This is a genomic window from Capilliphycus salinus ALCB114379 (assembly GCF_047276495.1).
Lineage (GTDB): Bacteria > Cyanobacteriota > Cyanobacteriia > Cyanobacteriales > Microcoleaceae > Capilliphycus > Capilliphycus salinus.
Genome location: NZ_CP178543.1, coordinates 5,253,876 through 5,272,978 on the forward strand (window position 1 = coordinate 5,253,876; position 19,103 = coordinate 5,272,978).

Sequence of the window (19,103 nt, forward strand, 5' to 3'; positions counted from 1 at the left end):
TAATAATAGGTCTGAATGGGTTACAAGTGAATTGTAACTCCTTTGTGTGATCCGTTTAATCTTCCTCCTAAACTTTGATGACTAGCATAACCCAACATTTGCCAAAATTAATAGACTTGCTATCCTTAACTTGGCTAAAATGCGATCGCTTTGGTAATTTGTGGACGGTGTAACGCTGAGTTTATTCTCTTTATCATCATAGGAAATAGAAGGAGGACTCACCATTGGGAATAGGACCAAATTCATAGAAGTCTCCATCCCATCCATGACCAACAATGTGTACTGCATGAAGCCCAGCCTCAAGTTCCGGCATAACTTCCATTAAATAGTGAGACGAGTTCCCATTACCAACCGGGAGATTGATATCATAAAGCTGACATCCAGGAACAACATAAAGTTTACAAATAATATCGCCAGGATGGTCGATACGATGCACATCCGTCAGGTCTATCCAAGAGTCCAAGGGTTCCGACTCCCTCCACACACGACCATGCAAGCTCAAAGCAGTTCTTACGGCAACTCTCAGGGAAATAGGTGCAGTTTCTAACGACTTTCCATCATCTATGTAGAGATAATGAATTGTTTTTTCTACCATCGAACCAAATAGCTGTTCAAGAAAGTCAGGCATCCAACGTTTATAAACATCAAACTCTGGCTGCGAGAACACTGCTGAGGAGAACCGATGCGGTGCATCAACAACCCAGATTTCCTGTTTGGATAATGGAGGTGTTGGACGGAACAAACAAGTGATTTCACGGTCTAGACTAACGATGAAACTTCGGTAACAAAGATTTTGACATAGCCATTCTGCTTCTAGTAGCTTAGTCTTTCCGTAGGTTGGCCCATGCCGCGAGAGTGCATTCGCAACAATTAACGCACGTTGAGCTTCATCATCAAGAACCCCGTTCGGTTGTTTTTCATCGTTAAGCAGGACTCGCCATGTAAGAGTCATAACAAACTTTTGCGATCTTGTATTGTCAAATTATAGCAATTGGATTTAGTCTCATTTTTCCCATCAATAAATGTTCTTGCAATTGTTCTCCCAGATTCCCATTTAAGAATAAGGAGACTTTATCTATAAAATTAGCGATCGCTTAACAGTAATAGTAACAAAAACCTAAAATCGTGAAAGCTGTTATATTACTATCGGGGGGATTGGATTCCTCAACCGTTCTCTATCAGGCCAAAGCCGATGGCTGCCAGTGTTACGCCATTTCCTTCGACTATCAACAACGCCATCAACGGGAACTTCTGTCCGCCCAACACATCGCCGAAAGTGCCGGCGTCGTCCAACATCAGGTGGTAAAATTTGACTTGAGTTTGTGGGGCGGATCGGCCTTAACCGATGGTAAAATTGACTTACCTCGCGATCGCTCACTCGATCAAATGGGCGAAAATATCCCCATTACCTACGTTCCCGCCCGCAATACCATCTTTTTAAGCTTTGCTTTGGGCTACGCCGAAGCTGTTAACGCCAGTCGAGTGTATATTGGAGTCAATGCTTTGGATTATTCCGGTTATCCTGATTGTCGTCCCGACTACATCGCCGCCATGCAAGAGGTGTTTACACTGGGAACCAAACAAGGCCGAGAAGGAAATCCAATCTCGATCTATTCTCCATTAATTCATCTCAAAAAAACAGAAATAATTCAACTGGGAAATAAATTAGGAGTTCCTTGGGAAAAAACCTGGTCTTGTTACGCCGGAGAAGAAAAAGCCTGTGGCGTTTGTGATTCTTGCAAACTGCGGTTAGCTGCGTTTCAACAACTGGGATTAACCGATCCCATTCCCTATGCTGACGGGGTTCTATGATATCCGGTTGATTAATGCCTGTTCTGGTGGTTGCGGGGCGGGTTTAACTCAATCTCGGAGTGGTCGTCAAGATATGGGCAGAACCCGCCCCTACATCACAATCATTAAATAGTGCTAGGAACTAACATCGAATCTGTTTCTCGCACAATCATCTTCCCCGTTAATAGATATTCTCGCAATTGATATCCCTGTCTCCAAGCCAATAATTTCGACAAACTCCAATTCAAATTCACCGGATAACCTGCAAAGCCCAACCGCAAAAGCATAATATTTTGTTCGCCAATATCCGTATAGATTTTAATCCCCTTAGACAGTTCCACAATTCGCCCGACACGATCTTTAGTTGGGGTGGATCTAATCAACATCAATTTTACCCCTCTCCTGCCCAGTAGAACTTAAAAATATGCTTCCAGAGTAACTCAAAACCGCCGATAACAACTTCATCCTAGAGGGAGATGTTATATATAAAATTAGCGATCGCTTAACAGTTTAGCACAAATATTATACAAATTTTGAGCAAATAAAGTCGGATTCCATAGCGACGCCAAATTTCCTGAGGTTTTCGCCTCGATAAGCTTATTTTTCACCGACATTCGCAACCCCTCATCTTCTCCCAATTTAACCGCCCAATCAATATAATCTTCCCAAGACTCAGCAACTCCCGCTTCTACCCCCACCCCTTGCAAAAAAGAATAGCCCATTCTCGATAAAAATTGTTCGCCTTTGCGAGTCACAACCGGAACATCAAACCACAACGCCTCTAACGTGTGAGTTCCCCCATTATAAGGATAAGAATCTAACAGCACATCCGCCAACGCATACACCTGACGATGTTCTTCTTCGGTGGGAAATCGAGCAATAAATTTCACCCGATGAAAACTCACCCCCGCAGCTTCACAAGCCTGTTGATAAGCACTTTTAAAAACCTCTTGATCTCCGGCCGCTTTATGAATTAAAATACTGTTGGGAACCCGTTTGAGAATCGCCACTTGAGCCTCAACTAACTCCCGATTAAACTTCCGCCCCGGCGCCACGCACAGATAAACAATTTGATGGGAAGAAATGCGATAAGCTCGGCGAAGATTTTCCCGATTAACCACTATTCTTTGAAATCCAGAAACCGCAACAAAACTATCCGGCATTCTCACCAATTTTTCGGTATAATAGTTTTCGCGTCCTTCCGGGTGAGTGTGGCGATCGCACAAAAAGTAATTTTTTTCCGAAAGATAAGGCGCATCAAACCCGAGCCAAGATAAACAAACCGGAGCGGGTTGAGCGTAGAGAATTTCCGTGTGAATGGGCATACTGATCGCATCCAAATCGATTAAAATATCAATCTCATCTTGGCGAATTTCTTCGGTAATTTCCCTCGCATCCGGTAAACCATTGGGATAACGTTTGGGTTCGTAAAGTTTGCGAGAAATGTGTTGAAAAAGAGCCGTGCGATCGTCAATTTTGGGTCGGTCGGTAAAATAGAGATAAATTTCCGGGGTAATTTGAGATAAAGCCCGAATCACATCCAAACTGCACCAGCCGACGGCGTGACGGTTAAAATGACTGGAAATGATGCCAATTTTTAACCCCTTTTCCGGGTTGGGTTGAGAATATTCTAAAAAGTAAAAACTGCGGTTGGCTTGCAGAATTTGTTCGATATATCGCCCGGACACCTTTTGAATTAAACCCGTATTTTCGGTTAAATTATCCCGCAAATAGGGCAAACTAAATAAGAAATTAGAATACAGCGAACGAATTTCTATTTCTGTCGTGCGGTTGAGGAGGGTATCGAGTTGGGATTCTAACTGCAAAAATTGATCTTTGGCAATCTGATTTAAACCCGAGACTTGATGGGTACTAATCGAATAAATCGCCGTCATAATCGGGTCAGTCTCGCTACACAATTGTCGATAACGATTCACCGCTTGACGAGCCGCAGCCAAATTAGAAGAATCTCGAAAAATACCGCACAAATGCTGATGAGCCGGCACCAAATTCGGCTTGAGTTCCAGAGCCTTTTCAAACCGAGAAATCGCTTGCTTTTGTTCACCCCGATAACGTAAAATCATCCCAATTTGACAGTAAGCTTCCGCCAGATTGGGATCGAGAGCGATCGCAGTTTCCCAAGACTTTTGAGCCTGATCTAATTTTCCCTGAGCGGCGAACTTATTCCCTTGATTAAACAAGAAATTGGCTCCCGCGAGTTCGGGTTGATATTCAACCGCTTTTTGTTCACAAATTTGGGCTTCTTGTTCATTTCCCTGCTTGCGTAACGCGATCGCCAAATTCCAATAAACCGCAGCAAAATCCGGCTTTAATGCTAACGCTTGACGATAACAAGTGATCGCCTCCTCCAACAAGCCCTGTTTGTAATACATACTGCCCAAATTGGCATGGGCGGGCGCTAAATTGGGATCGAGATCGATCGCCTGAGTGTAGGACCGAATCGCCGCATCCAGCATTCCTTGAGCTTGTCGGACATTCCCCAACGTTACATAAGCCGGCGCCCAACTCGGTTGTAACAAAATCGCCCGCTCACAGATCGCGATCGCCACAGCAAAGTTACCCTGAGCGTAGCTAATTTCAGCCTGTAGAGTCAACGCTTCGGGGGAATTATTAGAATTGGGGTCAGCCGACGATGAACTGAAATCAGAAGCCATCAGCACAGTCTTGATCGGGAGGTCAAATAAAAGTTTATCTGGATTTGGGTTCGCCTGACCAGATCTTCAGGATATTTACTCATAGTGTAGGCAAAAGTCCCCAATTCTGTTATCTTAGGCGAGAGTTTTACAAATTTTGCAGCCCGTACCAGCCAATCTGTAAGTTGGACGAACTGAACCCCAAATACTCTACCATTGAAACCGAAAGTTTTACCATGAACTTGATTCAACCTAACGGTCGAAAATCTCTCAAATCTAACCTGATTCGCGCTATCGTGTTGTTAAGCTTGACGGTTGCCGTACCTCTGGGGCGCTTGGGCGTGGCACAGGCTCAAAACAACTACGAAAAACGCTTATTTGATGCGGCTTTAGCGTTTACGCTGTATTTTGAAGGCGGGTTTAGCGATCATCCCGCCGATCTCGGGGGTCGTACCTATCGGGGAATTATCCAAACCGAGTACAATGCTTATCGAGCCAGACGGGGTTTACCTCCGCTTGATGTTACCCAAATGTCGGAAGCCGAACTGTTAGAAATTTATCAGGGATATTGGGATGCTTCCCAGTCGGCTAAAATGCACCCGGCTTTGGCTATTGTTATGTTTGACACTGCGGTGAATTTTGGCATTCAAAACTCGATTACTTTTCTCCAACAATCTTTGGGTTTACCCCAAACCGGTGTTTTTGATGCTGCAACCATTGATGCGCTCAGACGCGGAAATAACAAATATACCGCCCTACAAATGGTTAATGAACGCATTCTTTATCGCTACAAACGGGTGCAAGAAAATCCCAGTCAAATGGCATTTTTTCACGGTTGGTTGAGTCGTGATTATAGTCTCTGGGGTTACGTTGAAAAAATTCAAAATTAATTAAAACAGGCAACACTTTTGTAGGGGCGGGTTCCGCAAAGATGTATGTCTATTATCAATAACCTGTGTAAACCCGCCCCCACCACAATCTGGGGCGCTCCTCCGCGAAGATGTATGTCTGTTATCAATAACCTGTGTAAACCCGCCCCCACCACAATCTGGGGCGCTCCTCCGCGAAGATGTATGTCTGTTATCAATAACCCGGGTAAACCCGCCCTTACACCGATTTTGGGCGGGTTTATATCAGTTATAGCGCTCTTGCAAAGGTACATCCCAAAAACCCGGTTTCTATTGAGAAACCGGGTTTTTAATCGAACACTGGCACTAAACATAAGCGATCGCGGGTATAATAATTAACAGCGATCGCGATCATTTGCCTGTTGTAACGCTTTTTGATGCCGAGGTGTGGTCGGTTCCAAACTTCATCTTTGAGAAAGACATTATACCCCGTATCAGGATAAAGTTGTTGTAAAGCTTGCAGGCCGAAAGCCGAATACACTTGAATTCCGCCTTTCAATTCAAAAATCTTCGGAAAAAATTAGATAAAAATGCCCCGGATTAGGAAAATACATTTACACTTGATATTAACATGGCAATTGCCCGTTTAAACTAGACAAAATTATAAATACTAACTAGAGTAGCAAATCCCAAAATTTTCACCCTTGCACTGAGGTAGTTCCCCGAAACCCATGTTTTTGAATCCCCTTTCTCTTGATTCAGCCAGTCTCGATGAGATCGTTGTTCCGGTATCGTTGAGCGTGACACCCAGTCAGTCGGTTGAGCAAGCGGTTACACTGATGGCAACTCCCACAAACCCGCAAACAGAGTTATCTGACGATCGCACAGCTAATATGATCGCAGATTCTCGGTGTATGCTGGTAATCGAAGCCGACCGCTGTGTGGGGATTTTGGGAGAACATCAAATTATTCAAGCGATCGCCACCGGAAAAAATTTAGCCGATCTCAAAGTCGCCGAGGTAATGATCGCACCCTTACTGACAATCACCGAAGATCAGGCTAACAATATTTATAACATTTTATCACTTCTGCAACAGCATCAAATCAACCAAATCCCCGTGTTAAATTCTCAAGGAAAAATTCGGGGAATAATTACAGCCAACAGTATTTTAAAAGTTCTCAAACCGATTAATTCCCCAAACAACATCGAAGCGATCCGGCGATGGATAGAAGACGGGAAAACCTCAGATTATGCCCAAAATTCCCCGTTTGAAGACAACCGTTGCGAAAACCAATTAAAACGAGAACTCTTTGAATGCAAAACCCAACTCAACGCCGCCCATCAACGCATTCAACAAGCCATCAATCAACGCCAACTCATCCAACGCATCGATCGCAAACTCCGCTCATCCCAACAAGAAATTCGAGCCTTTCTCGCCGCCCTAACCGATGTGGTTTTAATCGTTCACCTGCAAAACGAAACCCTGGAAATTACCGACACACCGCCGAGCCGATTTTGTCCGACCCATCCCGAAATCATTGCCGAAACCATCCGACTCTTTTCTCGAAAAACTGAAGCCGAACGCTTTATTCATCCCGTTCAACAGGCGCTACAATCCCAAGAAGTGATCAGCTTTGAATATAGCCTCAACAGCAAACAAGGCGTATTTTGGTTTAGCGCCAAGATTTCCCCCCTCTCAGAAGATACAGTCGTTTGGGTCGCCCAAGACATTACCCAACGCAAACGAGCCGAACTCGCTTTACAACAACTGACCTCCGCCCTCGAACATCGGGTCGTCGAACGCACCGCAGAACTTCAGAAAGTTAATACCAATCTTAGACAAGTTTTGCGCGAACGGGAACTCACAGAAAAGCAACTGCGCGACAGCGAACAAAAATTTCGCCAGTTAGCCGAAAGCATTCGGGAAGTCTTTTTTATTTGGTCCGTCGATGGGTTTGAACTGCTTTATGTTAGCCCCGCCTTTGAACAAATTTGGGGAATTTACAGCAACAGTTTAGATGAAAATCCCCGCCTGTGGATCGAGATGATCCATCCCGAAGATCGACAGAAAGTTGAAAATACTCTGTTAGAGGAATTTCAGGAGGGGAATTTTAATCAGGAATTTCGGATTATTCGCCCCGATGGAGATATCCGCTGGATTTGGACCCGCAGTTTTCCCGTACAGAATGACTCCGGGAAGGTTTACCGCATCGTCGGTTTAGCCGAAGATATGACCGAGCGCCGACGGGTTGAAGAAGCGTTACAAGAAAGTGAGGGACAGTTGGCGACCTTGGCGGATATCTCCCCTGTGGGGATTTTTCGCACCGATATCGCCGGTCATTATCTTTACGTTAACGAACGCATGAGCGAAATTGTCGGACAACCTTTTCGCGAGTTTCTCGGAATTGATTGGCTTTCGATGATACATCACAGCGATCGCCCCAGTATCGAAGAAGCTTGGTTGATGACTCGCAATCATTATCAACCTCTGGAGTTGGAGTATAGATTAAACCGTTTGGATGGAATTACCACTTGGGTTTTTGCACAGGTAATTCCCGAATTTGATGATTGGGGTATGATTAAGGGTTTTGTGGGAACGTTGACCGATATTAGCGAACGCAAGCAAATTGAAACCGAACTTCAACAGCTTAATCAACAGTTAGAGGCGATGGTTGAACAACGTACCGCACAATTGCAACAAACCAATGAAAAATTGCGCCACGAAATTAACCAACGCCAGCAAATTCAAAATCAAATAGCAGCCAAAGCGTACCAACAGGCGATTATTGCCGATCTCGGACAAAAAGCGCTCTCGGGAATTGATTATAATCAGCTAATTGAACAGGCGGTGTTGCGAGTGGCTCGCTGTTTAAATGTTGAGTCCGCCCAGGTGCTAGAGGTTCCCATTCAAAATCCGGCTTTACTTCAATTATTCACCGAAACTTTACCCCCCAATCCTCAACTTAAAGATTCACAAGCGGGCGAGAATACAACATCAGAAGATCTTAAAATAGACTTAGTTGAAGCGCCGATTGCTTTTCCTCGGGTTGATCGCCATTCTAATTTTTATGGTTTGAGTATTGCTATTGAAAGTCGCACGACTTGTTTTGGAATTTTGGCGGCTTATACTTCCAAACAGCGGGTTTTTAACCGGGATGATGTTTATTTTCTCCAAAGTGTGGCTCATATTTTAGCGACCGCTATTGAACGCAACGAAACGGAAAGCCGACTGAAGACTTCTCTTAAGGAAAAAGAAGTTTTATTGAAAGAGATTCACCATCGGGTTAAGAATAATTTGTTGGTGGTTTCTAATATTTTGGAGTTTCAAACCGATTATACAGAAAATCCCGAAGTGATTAAAATTCTGCAAGAAAGTCAGAAGCGGATCGAGTCAATGGCGTTGATTCACGAAAAGCTTTATCAATCGACGGGATTGGATAAAATAGATTTTGGCGATTATATTCAAGATCTCGTTAGTCAGCTTATGGAATCTTATGATTCGGATTCAAATTTAATAGAATTGGAGGTTGATGTTGAACCGATTTCTTTAAATTTGGAAACCGCTCATCCCTGTGGGTTGATTGTGAATGAGTTGGTTTCTAATGCTTTTAAACACGCTTTTCCTGATAATCGTTCCGGGAAGATTTGGATAAAATTGCATCAAAATTCAGATTATATTGTGACTTTAACTGTTGCTGATGATGGGGTTGGTTTTCCTACCGATATCGATTTTCGTCAGGTTGATTCTTTGGGAATGGAATTGGTTTGTACGTTAATTAATCAGCTTGAGGGGACGATAGAATTGATTCGGGATAATGGTACGACGTTTGAATTGACCTTTCAAGAATTGCAGTACCGTCAGCGCTATTAATTAATTTTCAAGACTTTTCAATAAGATTAGGCTTCTTTGATGATGGGTTAAACTCAGTTAACCCACCCGAAAAACGGATTAACCTTCGCCGCCTTCGCCGCCTTCTCCACCTTCTTCGGTGTCTTCGGCGTCTTCGTCGTCTTCGTCGTCTTCAGGGTCTTCGGCGTCTTCGCCCGCAGGTGCGATTTCTTCGGTGGTGTCTCCGGCTTCACCGCCTTCGCCCCCTTCTCCCCCATCGCCGCCAACTTCACAACCGGCCAGCGGACCCATCAAACCCAATAATAACGCTAAACTAATCGCTTTTGTGGTAATTTTTTTATCGCTCATTTTAACCTCACAATGAAAGCTCGTCAAGTCCGCGATCGCCAACGTCTGAGTCTTTCCTCAAAAGCGATCGCAGGCTTACAAGAATTTAGCACATTTTCCTGAAATGTCTACTTTTTCAAGGGAATTCACAGGAGTTTCACAATCTGGATTGATTTTTATTGAACTTAAAAATAAGAGATAGCAATTGTAAAGAACATTTGAATCCTTGGGGACGTTAAACCCATACTATATAATAAAAATTAGTTGAGACTCCAACCCTTTCCTATCGATAAGATTTGGGTTGATGGTCAGAACGGGTCAAGAAATTGATAAAATAGATGGCGTTGTTTCTGTTTCTGCTTTTTAGCTTAAAAGTTTCAGTATAGTAGGGAGAGAAGCCTTGAATCTGAGATCGGGGTTAAAGTACGTTATCGCACACAAGATAGGACAGGAATCTGTGTTAGTTCGAGAAAAAAAGAGCAAAAATTTATCCTCACCTCGCCTAAGGTTTGGGGTACAATGGTTTGAGAATTTGCCCATTCTCAGCAAGTTAGTGACCGTGTTATTAACCCTCGATATTCTTGTTTTTATGGGCTTTACCGTCATCGAAGTTTATGTCGAGCGAGATGAAGCCGGAGAGTTACTCGGCGATCAAGCGAAAGCTGAACTGGCGACCGTCGAAAATATTTATATTAATAGCATTGAGCAGGCTCAGTCTGTTGCTGAAGCCCAAGCCGAGAACATGGCAATTATTAATGCGGCGGAACAGTATAATGAGAACCTCACAATTAATCCCGAATTACAGGAGCGAGTCAATCAAATTCTCCAAAATACTGAACTGAATTCTGAAACCGCACAGAAAGCTTTTTTAGTGGGAAAAGACCTCAATATTATTGCGGGAAGCCAACCGGAACGCATCGGGGACATTTTTAATCCTTATAACCTCGTCAGATCGGTTTTTTCAAGCTCGGAAAAAATCGCCGTTAATCAAGTCGTTAATGCTCAAGAAATTAAGAATAAATTTCCAGATTTTTCCTCTTTATCTCCCTCAAAAAATATACTCGTTCAATATATATTTACTCCCGTCACCACCTGGGAAACTGAAGAAGTTCAAGGGGTTTTGGTGTCGGCGAAATTAATCACGGGGAAAGATTCAATTCTCGATAGAAGTGTATTTACCATTGGAGGAGGATACCACGCCATTTATTTACAACAACCCAACGGTGAATTTGTCCTCGCCGCTTCTTTACTCGACTTAGAAAGTCACGACTTTGGTCAGCATCACAATCATAATCCTGATAACCATCTGAACAATATTTCCCTTCCGAATACCGACATTTTAAGCGAAGTCATTGCGGGGGAGGGAAAAACCGTCACCCAACGGATGTTTATCGAGGGAAGTCAGTATACAGTAGCCGCGAAAACCCTGACGAATACTCGGGAAAACATGACCGTCATTTTAGTTCGAGGAACACCCGAAGTAGAAATTTTAGGTTTAATTAATCGGTCAATCAAGCGACAAATTTCGCTGTTTGTTTTAATCATTCTGTTAACCTTATTTTTTTCGATAACATTGGCGCGGCTTATTGCCAAACCCCTAAAAGATTTGCAAAGAAAAACCCAAGAATTTTCTCAAGGGAATTTAGAAGTTAGAGCGCAGGTCAGCAGAACCGATGAAATTGGTCAACTCGCTTTGATGTTTAATCAGATGGCGGATGGAATTTTAGCCGCATTTGACCAAGAAGCCGCAAATACTGAAACTCAATTGCGTTTAAATAAAGAACTCAAACAACAAATCGAAGAACGGCATAAAGTAGAAAATAAACTCAAGATTTCCCTGCGAGAAAAAGAAACATTACTAAAAGAAATTCATCACCGAGTCAAAAATAATTTATTTGTGGTTTCCAACCTCTTGGAATTTCAGACGGATTATTTTGACGACCCGAAACTGATTCAAGCTTTAGAGGACAGTCGCAACCGCATTTATTCAATGGCATTAATTCATCAACAGTTATATCGTTCAACTAATCTTCATCAAATAGACTTTTCCAGTTATCTCGAACAATTAGTTGAGAATCTTTTTGAGTCCTACAATCAAACCGAAGATGAAATTAAATGTCATCTAAAAATTAAACCGGTTTTCCTAAATGTGGAAACCGCCCATCCTTGTGGTTTAATTGTCAATGAATTAATCTCGAATGTGTTTAAACACGCTTTTCCCGAGACTGGAGGGGGCGACGTTTGGTTAGGACTTCATCAAGAACGTTCCGGTGAAGTGGTTTTGAGTGTCAAAGATAATGGTGTGGGTTTTCCTAAAGGGGTAAATTTTCGTCAAGTCAATTCTTTAGGAATGGAGTTAATTTGCACCCTGACTCAACAATTAGAAGGAACAATTGAGTTGAAACGCAAAAGAGGAACATTATTCACCGTGAGATTTTATGAACTCAAATATTGTCCGCGAATTCCCGTTTAAGAATTTCCAATTAAGAATTTATAATTAAGAATTTATAAGTTTAGCCTCAAACTTAACCCGCTGTTGGGAGTTCAACTCGCACCGTTGTTTCTTGATTCGGTTCGCTTTCAATCATCAATTTTCCGTTGTGTAAGTCCACCAAACGCTTGACAATACTTAAACCCATTCCGGAGCCTTGTTGTTCATAAAGTTTGCGTTCAAACTGTAAATGAGCGCCGATTTGTTGAATGTCTTCCGGTGTCATTCCCCGTCCTTTATCGATAACAAACAGAATAAATCTATCTTTTTCGACTTGACTTTTCACATCAACCGGTGTACCGGGTTCGGAGAATTTAAACGCATTATTTACCAATTCTTCGACCAATTTAGCCAGCCGAGTGGCGGCCATTTGTACCGGAGAATCTTGCAGTTTTAGCTGTAAATCCCCTGCTCGCTCAAACTGTCGCGCTTGTTCTTTTGCCGCTTCAGAAATCAGGGAATCGACCGAACTCGCCGAACTTTTTTGTAAGGCTTGAATTCGCTGATTATTTGTTGCAATGAGTTCCAAGTCAGCATAGAGTAAAAAGTTGATAATCAGACGATTCAGGCGTTGACCTGAGGCGCGAATATCTTCTAACATTTTTCGCATTTCGTCAACGTCGAGGTCTTCTAATTCTAACAATAAGAGTTCGGCATTTCCCAGAATCCCATTTAGGGGCGTTCGCAGTTCATGGGGTAAAGAATGGGTAATACTGCGCCGCAATTCATCCAGTTTTAATTGAGATTGCTTCTCAAAGAGTTCCTGCTTTTTTAGGCGTGTTTTCACGGCCTCCAATAATTCTTCAGCCGAGCAAGGTTTAGTTAAATAATCATCTGCTCCCAAACCCATTCCTTGACGAATATCGGAATGTTCGGCTTTAGCCGTCAGGAAAATAAAAGGAATGGTCGCCGTTGTTGGGTTAGACCGTAAGGCGCTTAAAACCCCATAGCCATCAAGTTCGGGCATCATCACATCGCACAGGATTAAATCCGGTAAATGTTCGCTTGCCTGTTGAAATCCAATCCGGCCATTCTCGGCACTGAGAACTTCAAAATCTTCAATTTCTAACAGTTCAACAATGTTTTCTCGAATGGCAAATTCATCTTCTATGACTAAAATTTTACTCATAATTGTTTAGATTTGCTCTGAAAGACACCGCGAAAATTTCAACGTGTAGACAACCGAAACGGCTTCTACTGATTCTATTATATCAGCACTTTAACTCTGATTTTCAGAAGATTCAACCCTCGGGATGATGACAGTAAAGGTGGTTCCCATTCCCAATTCACTTTCAACGGTAATTTGGCCTCCGTGCAGATCTACCGCTTGTTTGACAATCGACAAACCCAATCCGGTTCCTTTGATATCACCCACATTCGCGGCCCGTTCAAAGGCTTGAAACAGTTTATCTTTATATTCGGGGGGAAGTCCGATCCCCGCATCTTTGACGCGAAAGACGATTTTTTCCGTTTCTTCAGTAATATCAAAGTTAACGGTACCCCCATCGGGAGAATATTTGATCGCATTAGAAAGTAAGTTTCCCAAAATATGATTGAGGAGCTTTTCATCTAACATTAATTCTGCCCGATTGTCGCCGTTATAGTTAAACTCCAGACTGTGTTTTTCGGTGAGTATCGCTTGAAAACTTTCAGCCAAATTTGAGGCGTACTCTTTCAACGGAACGGGTGCGGGTTTGAAGACCATTTTCCCCGATTCGGTGAGGCTCAACATCAGCACATCTTCAAGCAACTGATTCATGTTTTTAATCGCCGATTTGATGCGTTGAAAATGTTTGATTTTTTTATCAGTTGTTAATTTTTGGTCGTAATTTTCTAACAGATCTGCCGACATCTGAATCGCCGATAAAGGCGTTCGCAAATCGTGAGAAGCTATCGATAAGAGTCGCGATTTTTCTTCTTTGCTTAACTGCACCTTTTCTAAGTTTTTTTCCACCTCCAATTGGGCTTGATGTTTTCGCAGCGCCAGCTTGATCGTTGCGTGCAGTTCTCGCTCTTTGTACGGCTTTAATAAATAGCCATAGGAACCCGTTTTTTCGGCCCGGTCTAGGGTGCTATCATCGGCATAAGCGGTGACATAAATGACCGGAATATTATAACGTTTGTGTATCAGTTCCGCCGTCTCAATGCCATCCATATCGCCTTTGATGACAATATCCATTAACACTAAGTCGGGTTGGGTTTCGGCGACTCGCTCAATGGCTTTGTCACCCGATGACACAATATCAACAACCTCGTAGCCCAACTTTTGCAATTTTCGAGCTAATCCTTTGGCAATGAGTAGCTCATCTTCGACAATCAAAATTTTAACTTCGCTCATGGGAACTCATTTTTATGTTTTTTGTGAAAACTTGAAATTTATATCTCTATTCTATGATACAATTAGTGAAGGTGAAAAAAACAATAAGCCCTCATAAAATTGACCATTTTTTTGAGAGTTGCTGAAGCTCGGAAACCGAAACCAATGAAACCTGCTGGCTTTGATCACATTTTTGTTTTTTTAACAGGCTGAGTTGTTCGTCGGTTTCAACTCCATCTGCTATCACTTTCAGTTTTAAACGTTGAGCAATAGAGGCGATCATTTCAATTACAGTTGATTTGATGGAAAGGGTTTGTATTAAGCTAGAATCGAGTTTGATGCCATCTAAAGGGAGTTCTCCTAAATAGCTAATCGTTGCGTGTTCTAAATTAAACTGACTGATGATCGTTTTAATTTGCAGTTGTTGGATGTTCATTAATTGAGCCGCCAGCGCATTCAAATTTTTAGTTTTTGCAATCACATCGGCAGAAATTTCTAATTCTAAACCCGTCGGATAACCGCCCAATTCTTCACAGAAATTCGACAGCTTTTGCATCAGAGAGTTATCAGTAAATAACGGTTCGGGACAGGGAACACCAACCTGCAAAGAAAGTCGCGACTTTTGCCAAGATTTGATTTGTTGAACTGCGGTTTTTAGCATCCATTCACCGACCGTTAGAGTTAAACCGGATTCGGCGATTAAATCAGAAATTTGGCGTTGAGAAATCTCTCCCAACTGGGAATGATTCCAATAAATAGCCGTTCCCGCACCAATAACTTTTCGTCTGCGAAGATCGACTCGGGGTTGATAATATATTTTTAATTCCTGACGTTCCCACGCTTGGCGAAAATCAGCCACTAATTGAAATTGTTGGGATAGATCGGAACCAAACAGGGGACGAGTATAAATTTTATAGCGGTTTCCGCCGAGTTTTTTGGCTTCTCCCATCGCAATACCCGCCTGTCGTCGCAACTCTTCTAAACTGGAAGCATGGGGATAAAAAGCAATCCCAATCGTTGCGGTAATCGGAATCAGTTTTCCGCCAATTTGAAAGGGTTGACTGATTAAATTGAGCAGAGATTGAGCAATACTATCTAACTCAAAATTTTGAGAAACGGGAGGTAAAATTATTCCGAATTCATCCCCGTTCAAACGGGCGACAACCGTGCGATCAACCGACCGTAAAAATTGATTAAAACGTTCGGCTAACTGTTTAAAAATAAAATCCCCATTCTGATAACCAATGGCTTCATTGACCCGCTGAAATCGGTCTAGACCCAGTAACAAAAACGGCACCAAACTTTTGGAATTGTCCCGTTTGGCGATCGCTTGTTGTAAATAACCGTTGGTTTCGCTTAAAGCCAATAAGTTGGGTAAACCGGTGAGTTGATCGTAACGTTCTAACTGTTTAACTTGTTCTTGTTGTTGAGCATTTCTTTGCAGTCGAGCCGCAATTGCTTCTAATAATTCCTCGCTACTACAAGGTTTAGTTAAATAATCATCTGCACCCAAATTCATCCCCTGTCGCAAATCGGTTCGTTCCGCTTTGGCGGTCAGGAAAATAAAGGGAATATTGGCGGTTTCGGGATGTTTTCTTAATTCCGTTAAGACTTCATAGCCATCGAGTTTTGGCATCATTACATCACATAAAATCAAGTCAGGAATGATATGTTTTGCCCGTTCTAATCCCTGCATTCCATTGCTAGCCATCTGAACTTCAAAATTTTCAATTTCTAGTAGTTCAGCAATATTTTCTCGGATCGCTTCTTCATCTTCTATGATTAAAATTTTAGTCATTTTGTTAAAGTCCTTAAAATTCAAGAGTTCGTTTTATTAAATGATTAAGTATTTATTACTTTCGACTAAGTTTTGAAAGTCCTGAGGAGGTAAGGGACGGCTCAATAAATAACCTTGAATAATATCGCATTGATATTGTCGCAACAACTCTAATTCGGCTTGAGTTTCTACCCCTTCAGCCACCACCTGCAAGTTAAGCTCGTGAGCCATTTTAATCACCGCTTCTACAATCACTTGATTTTTTTGATTTTGATTAATATCTTGGATAAAGCACCGATCTAACTTCAACACATCAAAGGGAAATTGTTGTAAGTAACTCAATGAAGAATACCCCGTTCCAAAGTCATCAATGGCAATTTGTAACCCCAACGCCTTGAGACGGTTTAGCTTTTGAATCGAACTATCTTCATGTTCTATTAAAAAACTTTCGGTTAACTCTAATTCCAAACAAGAAGGGGGTAAACCTTCGCTCAGTAAAACTTCTAAAACCCGTTGGCGAATATCGGGGAGATTGAACTGACGCCCGGATAAATTCACCGCAATTTGCATTTCTTTTAAACCCAGTCTGTGCCATGCTTTTGTTTGTTTGCAAGCCGTTCTCAGCACCCATTCTCCTATCGCTTCTATCAAGCCGATTTCCTCGGCTAGCGGAATAAAAACACCCGGAGAAACAAATCCTCGTTTGCTGTCTATCCACCGAATTAAAGCTTCTGCACCTATGATTTGACCCGTTTTCAAATCCACTTTTGGCTGATAATAAAGCTGAAATTCATTTTGTTCTAACGCCCGTCTGAGGTCATTTTCTAAAGCGATTTGATCGTCATCTTTCCTCTGCCAAGTTTCCTGATAACATTCATAGCGATTTCCGCCCTGTTGCTGAGAGTAATAGACCGCGAGTTGACTTCGATGCAACAGTTGATCGATTTCATCTCCATCTCTCGGATAAAAAGCGATACCCAGACTAAAGCTTACGCCAATTTCTTTGTCATAGATAAAAAAGGGTAAAGACAAGTTTTTGAGAATATTTTTACTAATCTGAAAAACCTGCTCCTCATCGGCTAGGGCTTCTAAGATCAGAACAAATTTTTCTTCATTTAAGTGGGCGATTTTTGCCCTCGAACCCAACTGAGAAGTCATCCGTTCCCCGACGGCTTTTAGAAGACTATTACTCGCTTCATATCCCCAAGCTTCATTAATTCGTCTGAACCGATCTATATTGACAGCAATTACCCCGATGATTTGACGTTTTTCATCACTAATGCTTTCTTTAATTTGCTCAAATTTTTCTCGCAGCGCCAAACGATTGGGTAAATTGGTGATCGGATCGATGTAGATTAATTTCTGGAGTTCTTCCTGAACTTTCTGAACTTGACTTTCGTAGTGCTGTTTGACCTGTGAATGTTTTTCTAGGCGGACTGTAATTGCTTTTAAAAGTTCTGTAGCGGTGCAGGGTTTACTAATATAATCATCGGCGCCGAGTTCCATCCCTTTTCGGGTATTGCTTCGATCCGTTAAAGCGGTCATAAAAATAAAGGGAATTGTTGCGGTGAGCGGATGACGACGCAATTGTTCTAACACCCGATATCCATCTAAAATAGGCATCATCACATCGCATAAAATCAGATCCGGTTGATGGTGTTGAGCCAGCTTAATTCCCACTTCTCCATTTTCGGCTTCCCACACCTCAAAGTCTTCGACTTCCAGCAACTCTTTAATATTGATTCTGATCAGTTCTTCATCTTCTATGATTAAAATTTTTTTCATTGTTTTTTTTCAGATAAAGGGCCTAAAATTAACCATCGATTGAGCGTTTTTTTTCCAACTTAAAGGGTTTTCAATTTAACTACAGTTAAAAACTTTATTGAGTACAGAGCTTTCTAAAGGAAGCGTTACTCGGATTTCTGTCCCGACATTTTCTTCGCTCTCTATCGAAATTTCACCCTGATGTAAATCGACGATTTTTTTGACCAAAGATAATCCCAAACCCGTCCCCGAGATCGTCCCGATATTGGTGCCTCGATAAAAATTGGTAAACACGCGAGACAGATCTTTTTTGGGAATGCCAATTCCTCGATCTTTAATTCTAAAGATTGCTTGATTATTTTCACAGATTAGGTTCAATTGGATCTCGCCCCCATCCGGTGAATATTTTATGGCATTAGACAGCAGGTTTTTGAGCAATTGCCTGAGTATGTTTTCATCAAATATTCCCTGAAAATTCAAACCCTCTGAATTAAAAACAATCGAATGTTTATCGGTTTTTGCTTGCATTTTTTCGGCCAGAGTGCGACAAAACTTTTCGAGATCAACGGGTGTTAAACTGATTTCTAAATGGCCGGATTCGAGTTTGCCGACAATCAAAACATCTTCGAGTAAATTGGTCATTTGCTCTATTCCCTGCTTAATTCGCTGAAAATGAGTCTGTTTTTTCTGCTCGGAGATTTTATTACTGTAGTTTTCCAGGAGTCCGGCCGAAAATGAAATGGTGGTGAGCGGCGTCCTAAACTCGTGAGAAACTGTGGTAATAAAGCGGGATTTTAACTCGTTTAATTCCTCCTCTAATTGTTTCATCTGGTGATGATGTTGTTCGAGCATTTCTTGTTTTTCAGCTTGGAGTTGAGCTATAATTTGTAGTAAATCCTCTCGGGATGGTGAGGAAGGATCAACCCGGTCAAAATATTTTTTTTCCACAGTCATAGTCTCATCAATGATCAAGTTTTAAAATTTAATAAGTTTATTGCAGGATTTTGAACAAAACTGGAGTTGAATTTGAAGAAAACGCCGGGGAGAGAAATCCAGAACCCGATCTCCAGACAATATAACATTCGAGAGATTTCCGGACTCAATACCTCTCGGGCAGGCTACCTCAAACTCTTATTTCTATTTTAGTTCAATACCCTCGCCTTAAATTTAAAATTTGTAACCCGCCTAAATTCCTGAATAACTCAAGTCTGTTAGGTTAGGGTAAAGTTAAACTAGATCGAATAATATAAGCTCAGTTTCAACTCACCGATACTATAGCGATA

The 19,103-nt window shown here is 42.0% G+C and carries 14 protein-coding genes; 4 read left to right on the forward strand and 10 right to left on the reverse strand.

What is annotated here, in order from left to right; translation table 11 throughout:
* Positions 1–196: 196 nt before the first annotated feature.
* Positions 197–952, reverse strand: a complete 756-nt coding sequence (locus ACL6C3_RS21320; RefSeq protein ID WP_413161051.1) for a hypothetical protein — start codon at positions 950–952, stop codon at positions 197–199.
* A gap of 173 nt (positions 953–1,125) precedes the next feature.
* Between ACL6C3_RS21320 and queC the strand changes: the two genes are divergently transcribed.
* Positions 1,126–1,812, forward strand: a complete 687-nt coding sequence (gene queC / locus ACL6C3_RS21325; RefSeq protein WP_413161049.1) for a 7-cyano-7-deazaguanine synthase QueC — start codon at positions 1,126–1,128, stop codon at positions 1,810–1,812.
* A gap of 104 nt (positions 1,813–1,916) precedes the next feature.
* Here the strand turns inward: queC and ACL6C3_RS21330 are convergent, their stop codons facing one another.
* Together ACL6C3_RS21330 and ACL6C3_RS21335 are read right to left on the reverse strand one after the other, a co-directional pair.
* Entirely contained in the window at positions 1,917–2,177 is a 261-nt protein-coding gene (locus ACL6C3_RS21330) for a hypothetical protein (protein WP_413161052.1), read from the reverse strand.
* A gap of 105 nt (positions 2,178–2,282) precedes the next feature.
* Positions 2,283–4,466 (reverse strand): tetratricopeptide repeat protein, encoded by a 2,184-nt coding sequence (locus ACL6C3_RS21335; RefSeq protein ID WP_413161053.1) that lies wholly within the window; start codon positions 4,464–4,466, stop codon positions 2,283–2,285.
* A 215-nt stretch (positions 4,467–4,681) separates the two neighbouring features.
* Between ACL6C3_RS21335 and ACL6C3_RS21340 the strand changes: the two genes are divergently transcribed.
* Positions 4,682–5,335, forward strand: coding sequence for a glycoside hydrolase family 108 protein (locus ACL6C3_RS21340; RefSeq protein WP_413161054.1), 654 nt, complete (start codon positions 4,682–4,684; stop codon positions 5,333–5,335).
* 307 nt (positions 5,336–5,642) lie between these two features.
* Here ACL6C3_RS21340 and ACL6C3_RS21345 read toward each other — a convergent pair whose 3' ends face one another.
* Positions 5,643–5,852, reverse strand: a complete 210-nt coding sequence (locus ACL6C3_RS21345; RefSeq protein ID WP_413161055.1) for a hypothetical protein — start codon at positions 5,850–5,852, stop codon at positions 5,643–5,645.
* 172 nt (positions 5,853–6,024) lie between these two features.
* Between ACL6C3_RS21345 and ACL6C3_RS21350 the strand changes: the two genes are divergently transcribed.
* A complete protein-coding gene (locus ACL6C3_RS21350; RefSeq protein WP_413161056.1) occupies positions 6,025–9,165 on the forward strand; it encodes a PAS domain-containing protein in 3,141 nt (1,046 codons plus the stop codon).
* Positions 9,166–9,243: 78 nt separating this feature from the next.
* Here ACL6C3_RS21350 and ACL6C3_RS21355 read toward each other — a convergent pair whose 3' ends face one another.
* Entirely contained in the window at positions 9,244–9,492 is a 249-nt protein-coding gene (locus tag ACL6C3_RS21355) for a hypothetical protein (protein WP_413161057.1), read from the reverse strand.
* Positions 9,493–9,928: 436 nt separating this feature from the next.
* Here ACL6C3_RS21355 and ACL6C3_RS21360 point away from each other — a divergent pair, with 436 nt between their 5' ends.
* Positions 9,929–11,944, forward strand: coding sequence for a sensor histidine kinase (locus ACL6C3_RS21360; RefSeq protein WP_413161058.1), 2,016 nt, complete (start codon positions 9,929–9,931; stop codon positions 11,942–11,944).
* Between the two features lie 52 nt (positions 11,945–11,996).
* Here the strand turns inward: ACL6C3_RS21360 and ACL6C3_RS21365 are convergent, their stop codons facing one another.
* The 5 genes from ACL6C3_RS21365 to ACL6C3_RS21385 form a co-directional block, all read right to left on the reverse strand.
* Positions 11,997–13,091 (reverse strand): response regulator, encoded by a 1,095-nt coding sequence (locus tag ACL6C3_RS21365; protein WP_413161059.1) that lies wholly within the window; start codon positions 13,089–13,091, stop codon positions 11,997–11,999.
* A gap of 90 nt (positions 13,092–13,181) precedes the next feature.
* A complete protein-coding gene (locus ACL6C3_RS21370) occupies positions 13,182–14,300 on the reverse strand; it encodes an ATP-binding protein (RefSeq protein ID WP_413161060.1) in 1,119 nt (372 codons plus the stop codon).
* A gap of 91 nt (positions 14,301–14,391) precedes the next feature.
* A complete protein-coding gene (locus tag ACL6C3_RS21375) occupies positions 14,392–16,077 on the reverse strand; it encodes an EAL domain-containing protein (protein WP_413161061.1) in 1,686 nt (561 codons plus the stop codon).
* Between the two features lie 36 nt (positions 16,078–16,113).
* The gene (locus tag ACL6C3_RS21380; protein WP_413161062.1) at positions 16,114–17,841 is read right to left on the reverse strand and encodes an EAL domain-containing protein; all 1,728 of its coding nucleotides are present in this window, start codon (positions 17,839–17,841) and stop codon (positions 16,114–16,116) included.
* A gap of 75 nt (positions 17,842–17,916) precedes the next feature.
* Entirely contained in the window at positions 17,917–18,774 is an 858-nt protein-coding gene (locus tag ACL6C3_RS21385; protein WP_413161063.1) for a sensor histidine kinase, read from the reverse strand.
* Positions 18,775–19,103: the final 329 nt, after the last annotated feature.

Bases quoted from the DNA above. Each gene is read 5' to 3' on its own strand.
- ACL6C3_RS21320 (WP_413161051.1), bottom strand. From the start codon at position 952: ATGACTCTTACATGGCGAGTCCTGCTTAACGATGAAAAACAACCGAAC.
- ACL6C3_RS21330 (WP_413161052.1), bottom strand. From the start codon at position 2,177: ATGTTGATTAGATCCACCCCAACTAAAGATCGTGTCGGGCGAATTGTG.
- ACL6C3_RS21335 (WP_413161053.1), bottom strand. From the start codon at position 4,466: ATGGCTTCTGATTTCAGTTCATCGTCGGCTGACCCCAATTCTAATAAT.
- ACL6C3_RS21340 (WP_413161054.1), top strand. From the start codon at position 4,682: ATGAACTTGATTCAACCTAACGGTCGAAAATCTCTCAAATCTAACCTG.
- ACL6C3_RS21350 (WP_413161056.1), top strand. From the start codon at position 6,025: ATGTTTTTGAATCCCCTTTCTCTTGATTCAGCCAGTCTCGATGAGATC.
- ACL6C3_RS21355 (WP_413161057.1), bottom strand. From the start codon at position 9,492: ATGAGCGATAAAAAAATTACCACAAAAGCGATTAGTTTAGCGTTATTA.
- ACL6C3_RS21365 (WP_413161059.1), bottom strand. From the start codon at position 13,091: ATGAGTAAAATTTTAGTCATAGAAGATGAATTTGCCATTCGAGAAAAC.
- ACL6C3_RS21370 (WP_413161060.1), bottom strand. From the start codon at position 14,300: ATGAGCGAAGTTAAAATTTTGATTGTCGAAGATGAGCTACTCATTGCC.
- ACL6C3_RS21375 (WP_413161061.1), bottom strand. From the start codon at position 16,077: ATGACTAAAATTTTAATCATAGAAGATGAAGAAGCGATCCGAGAAAAT.
- ACL6C3_RS21380 (WP_413161062.1), bottom strand. From the start codon at position 17,841: ATGAAAAAAATTTTAATCATAGAAGATGAAGAACTGATCAGAATCAAT.
- ACL6C3_RS21385 (WP_413161063.1), bottom strand. From the start codon at position 18,774: ATGACTGTGGAAAAAAAATATTTTGACCGGGTTGATCCTTCCTCACCA.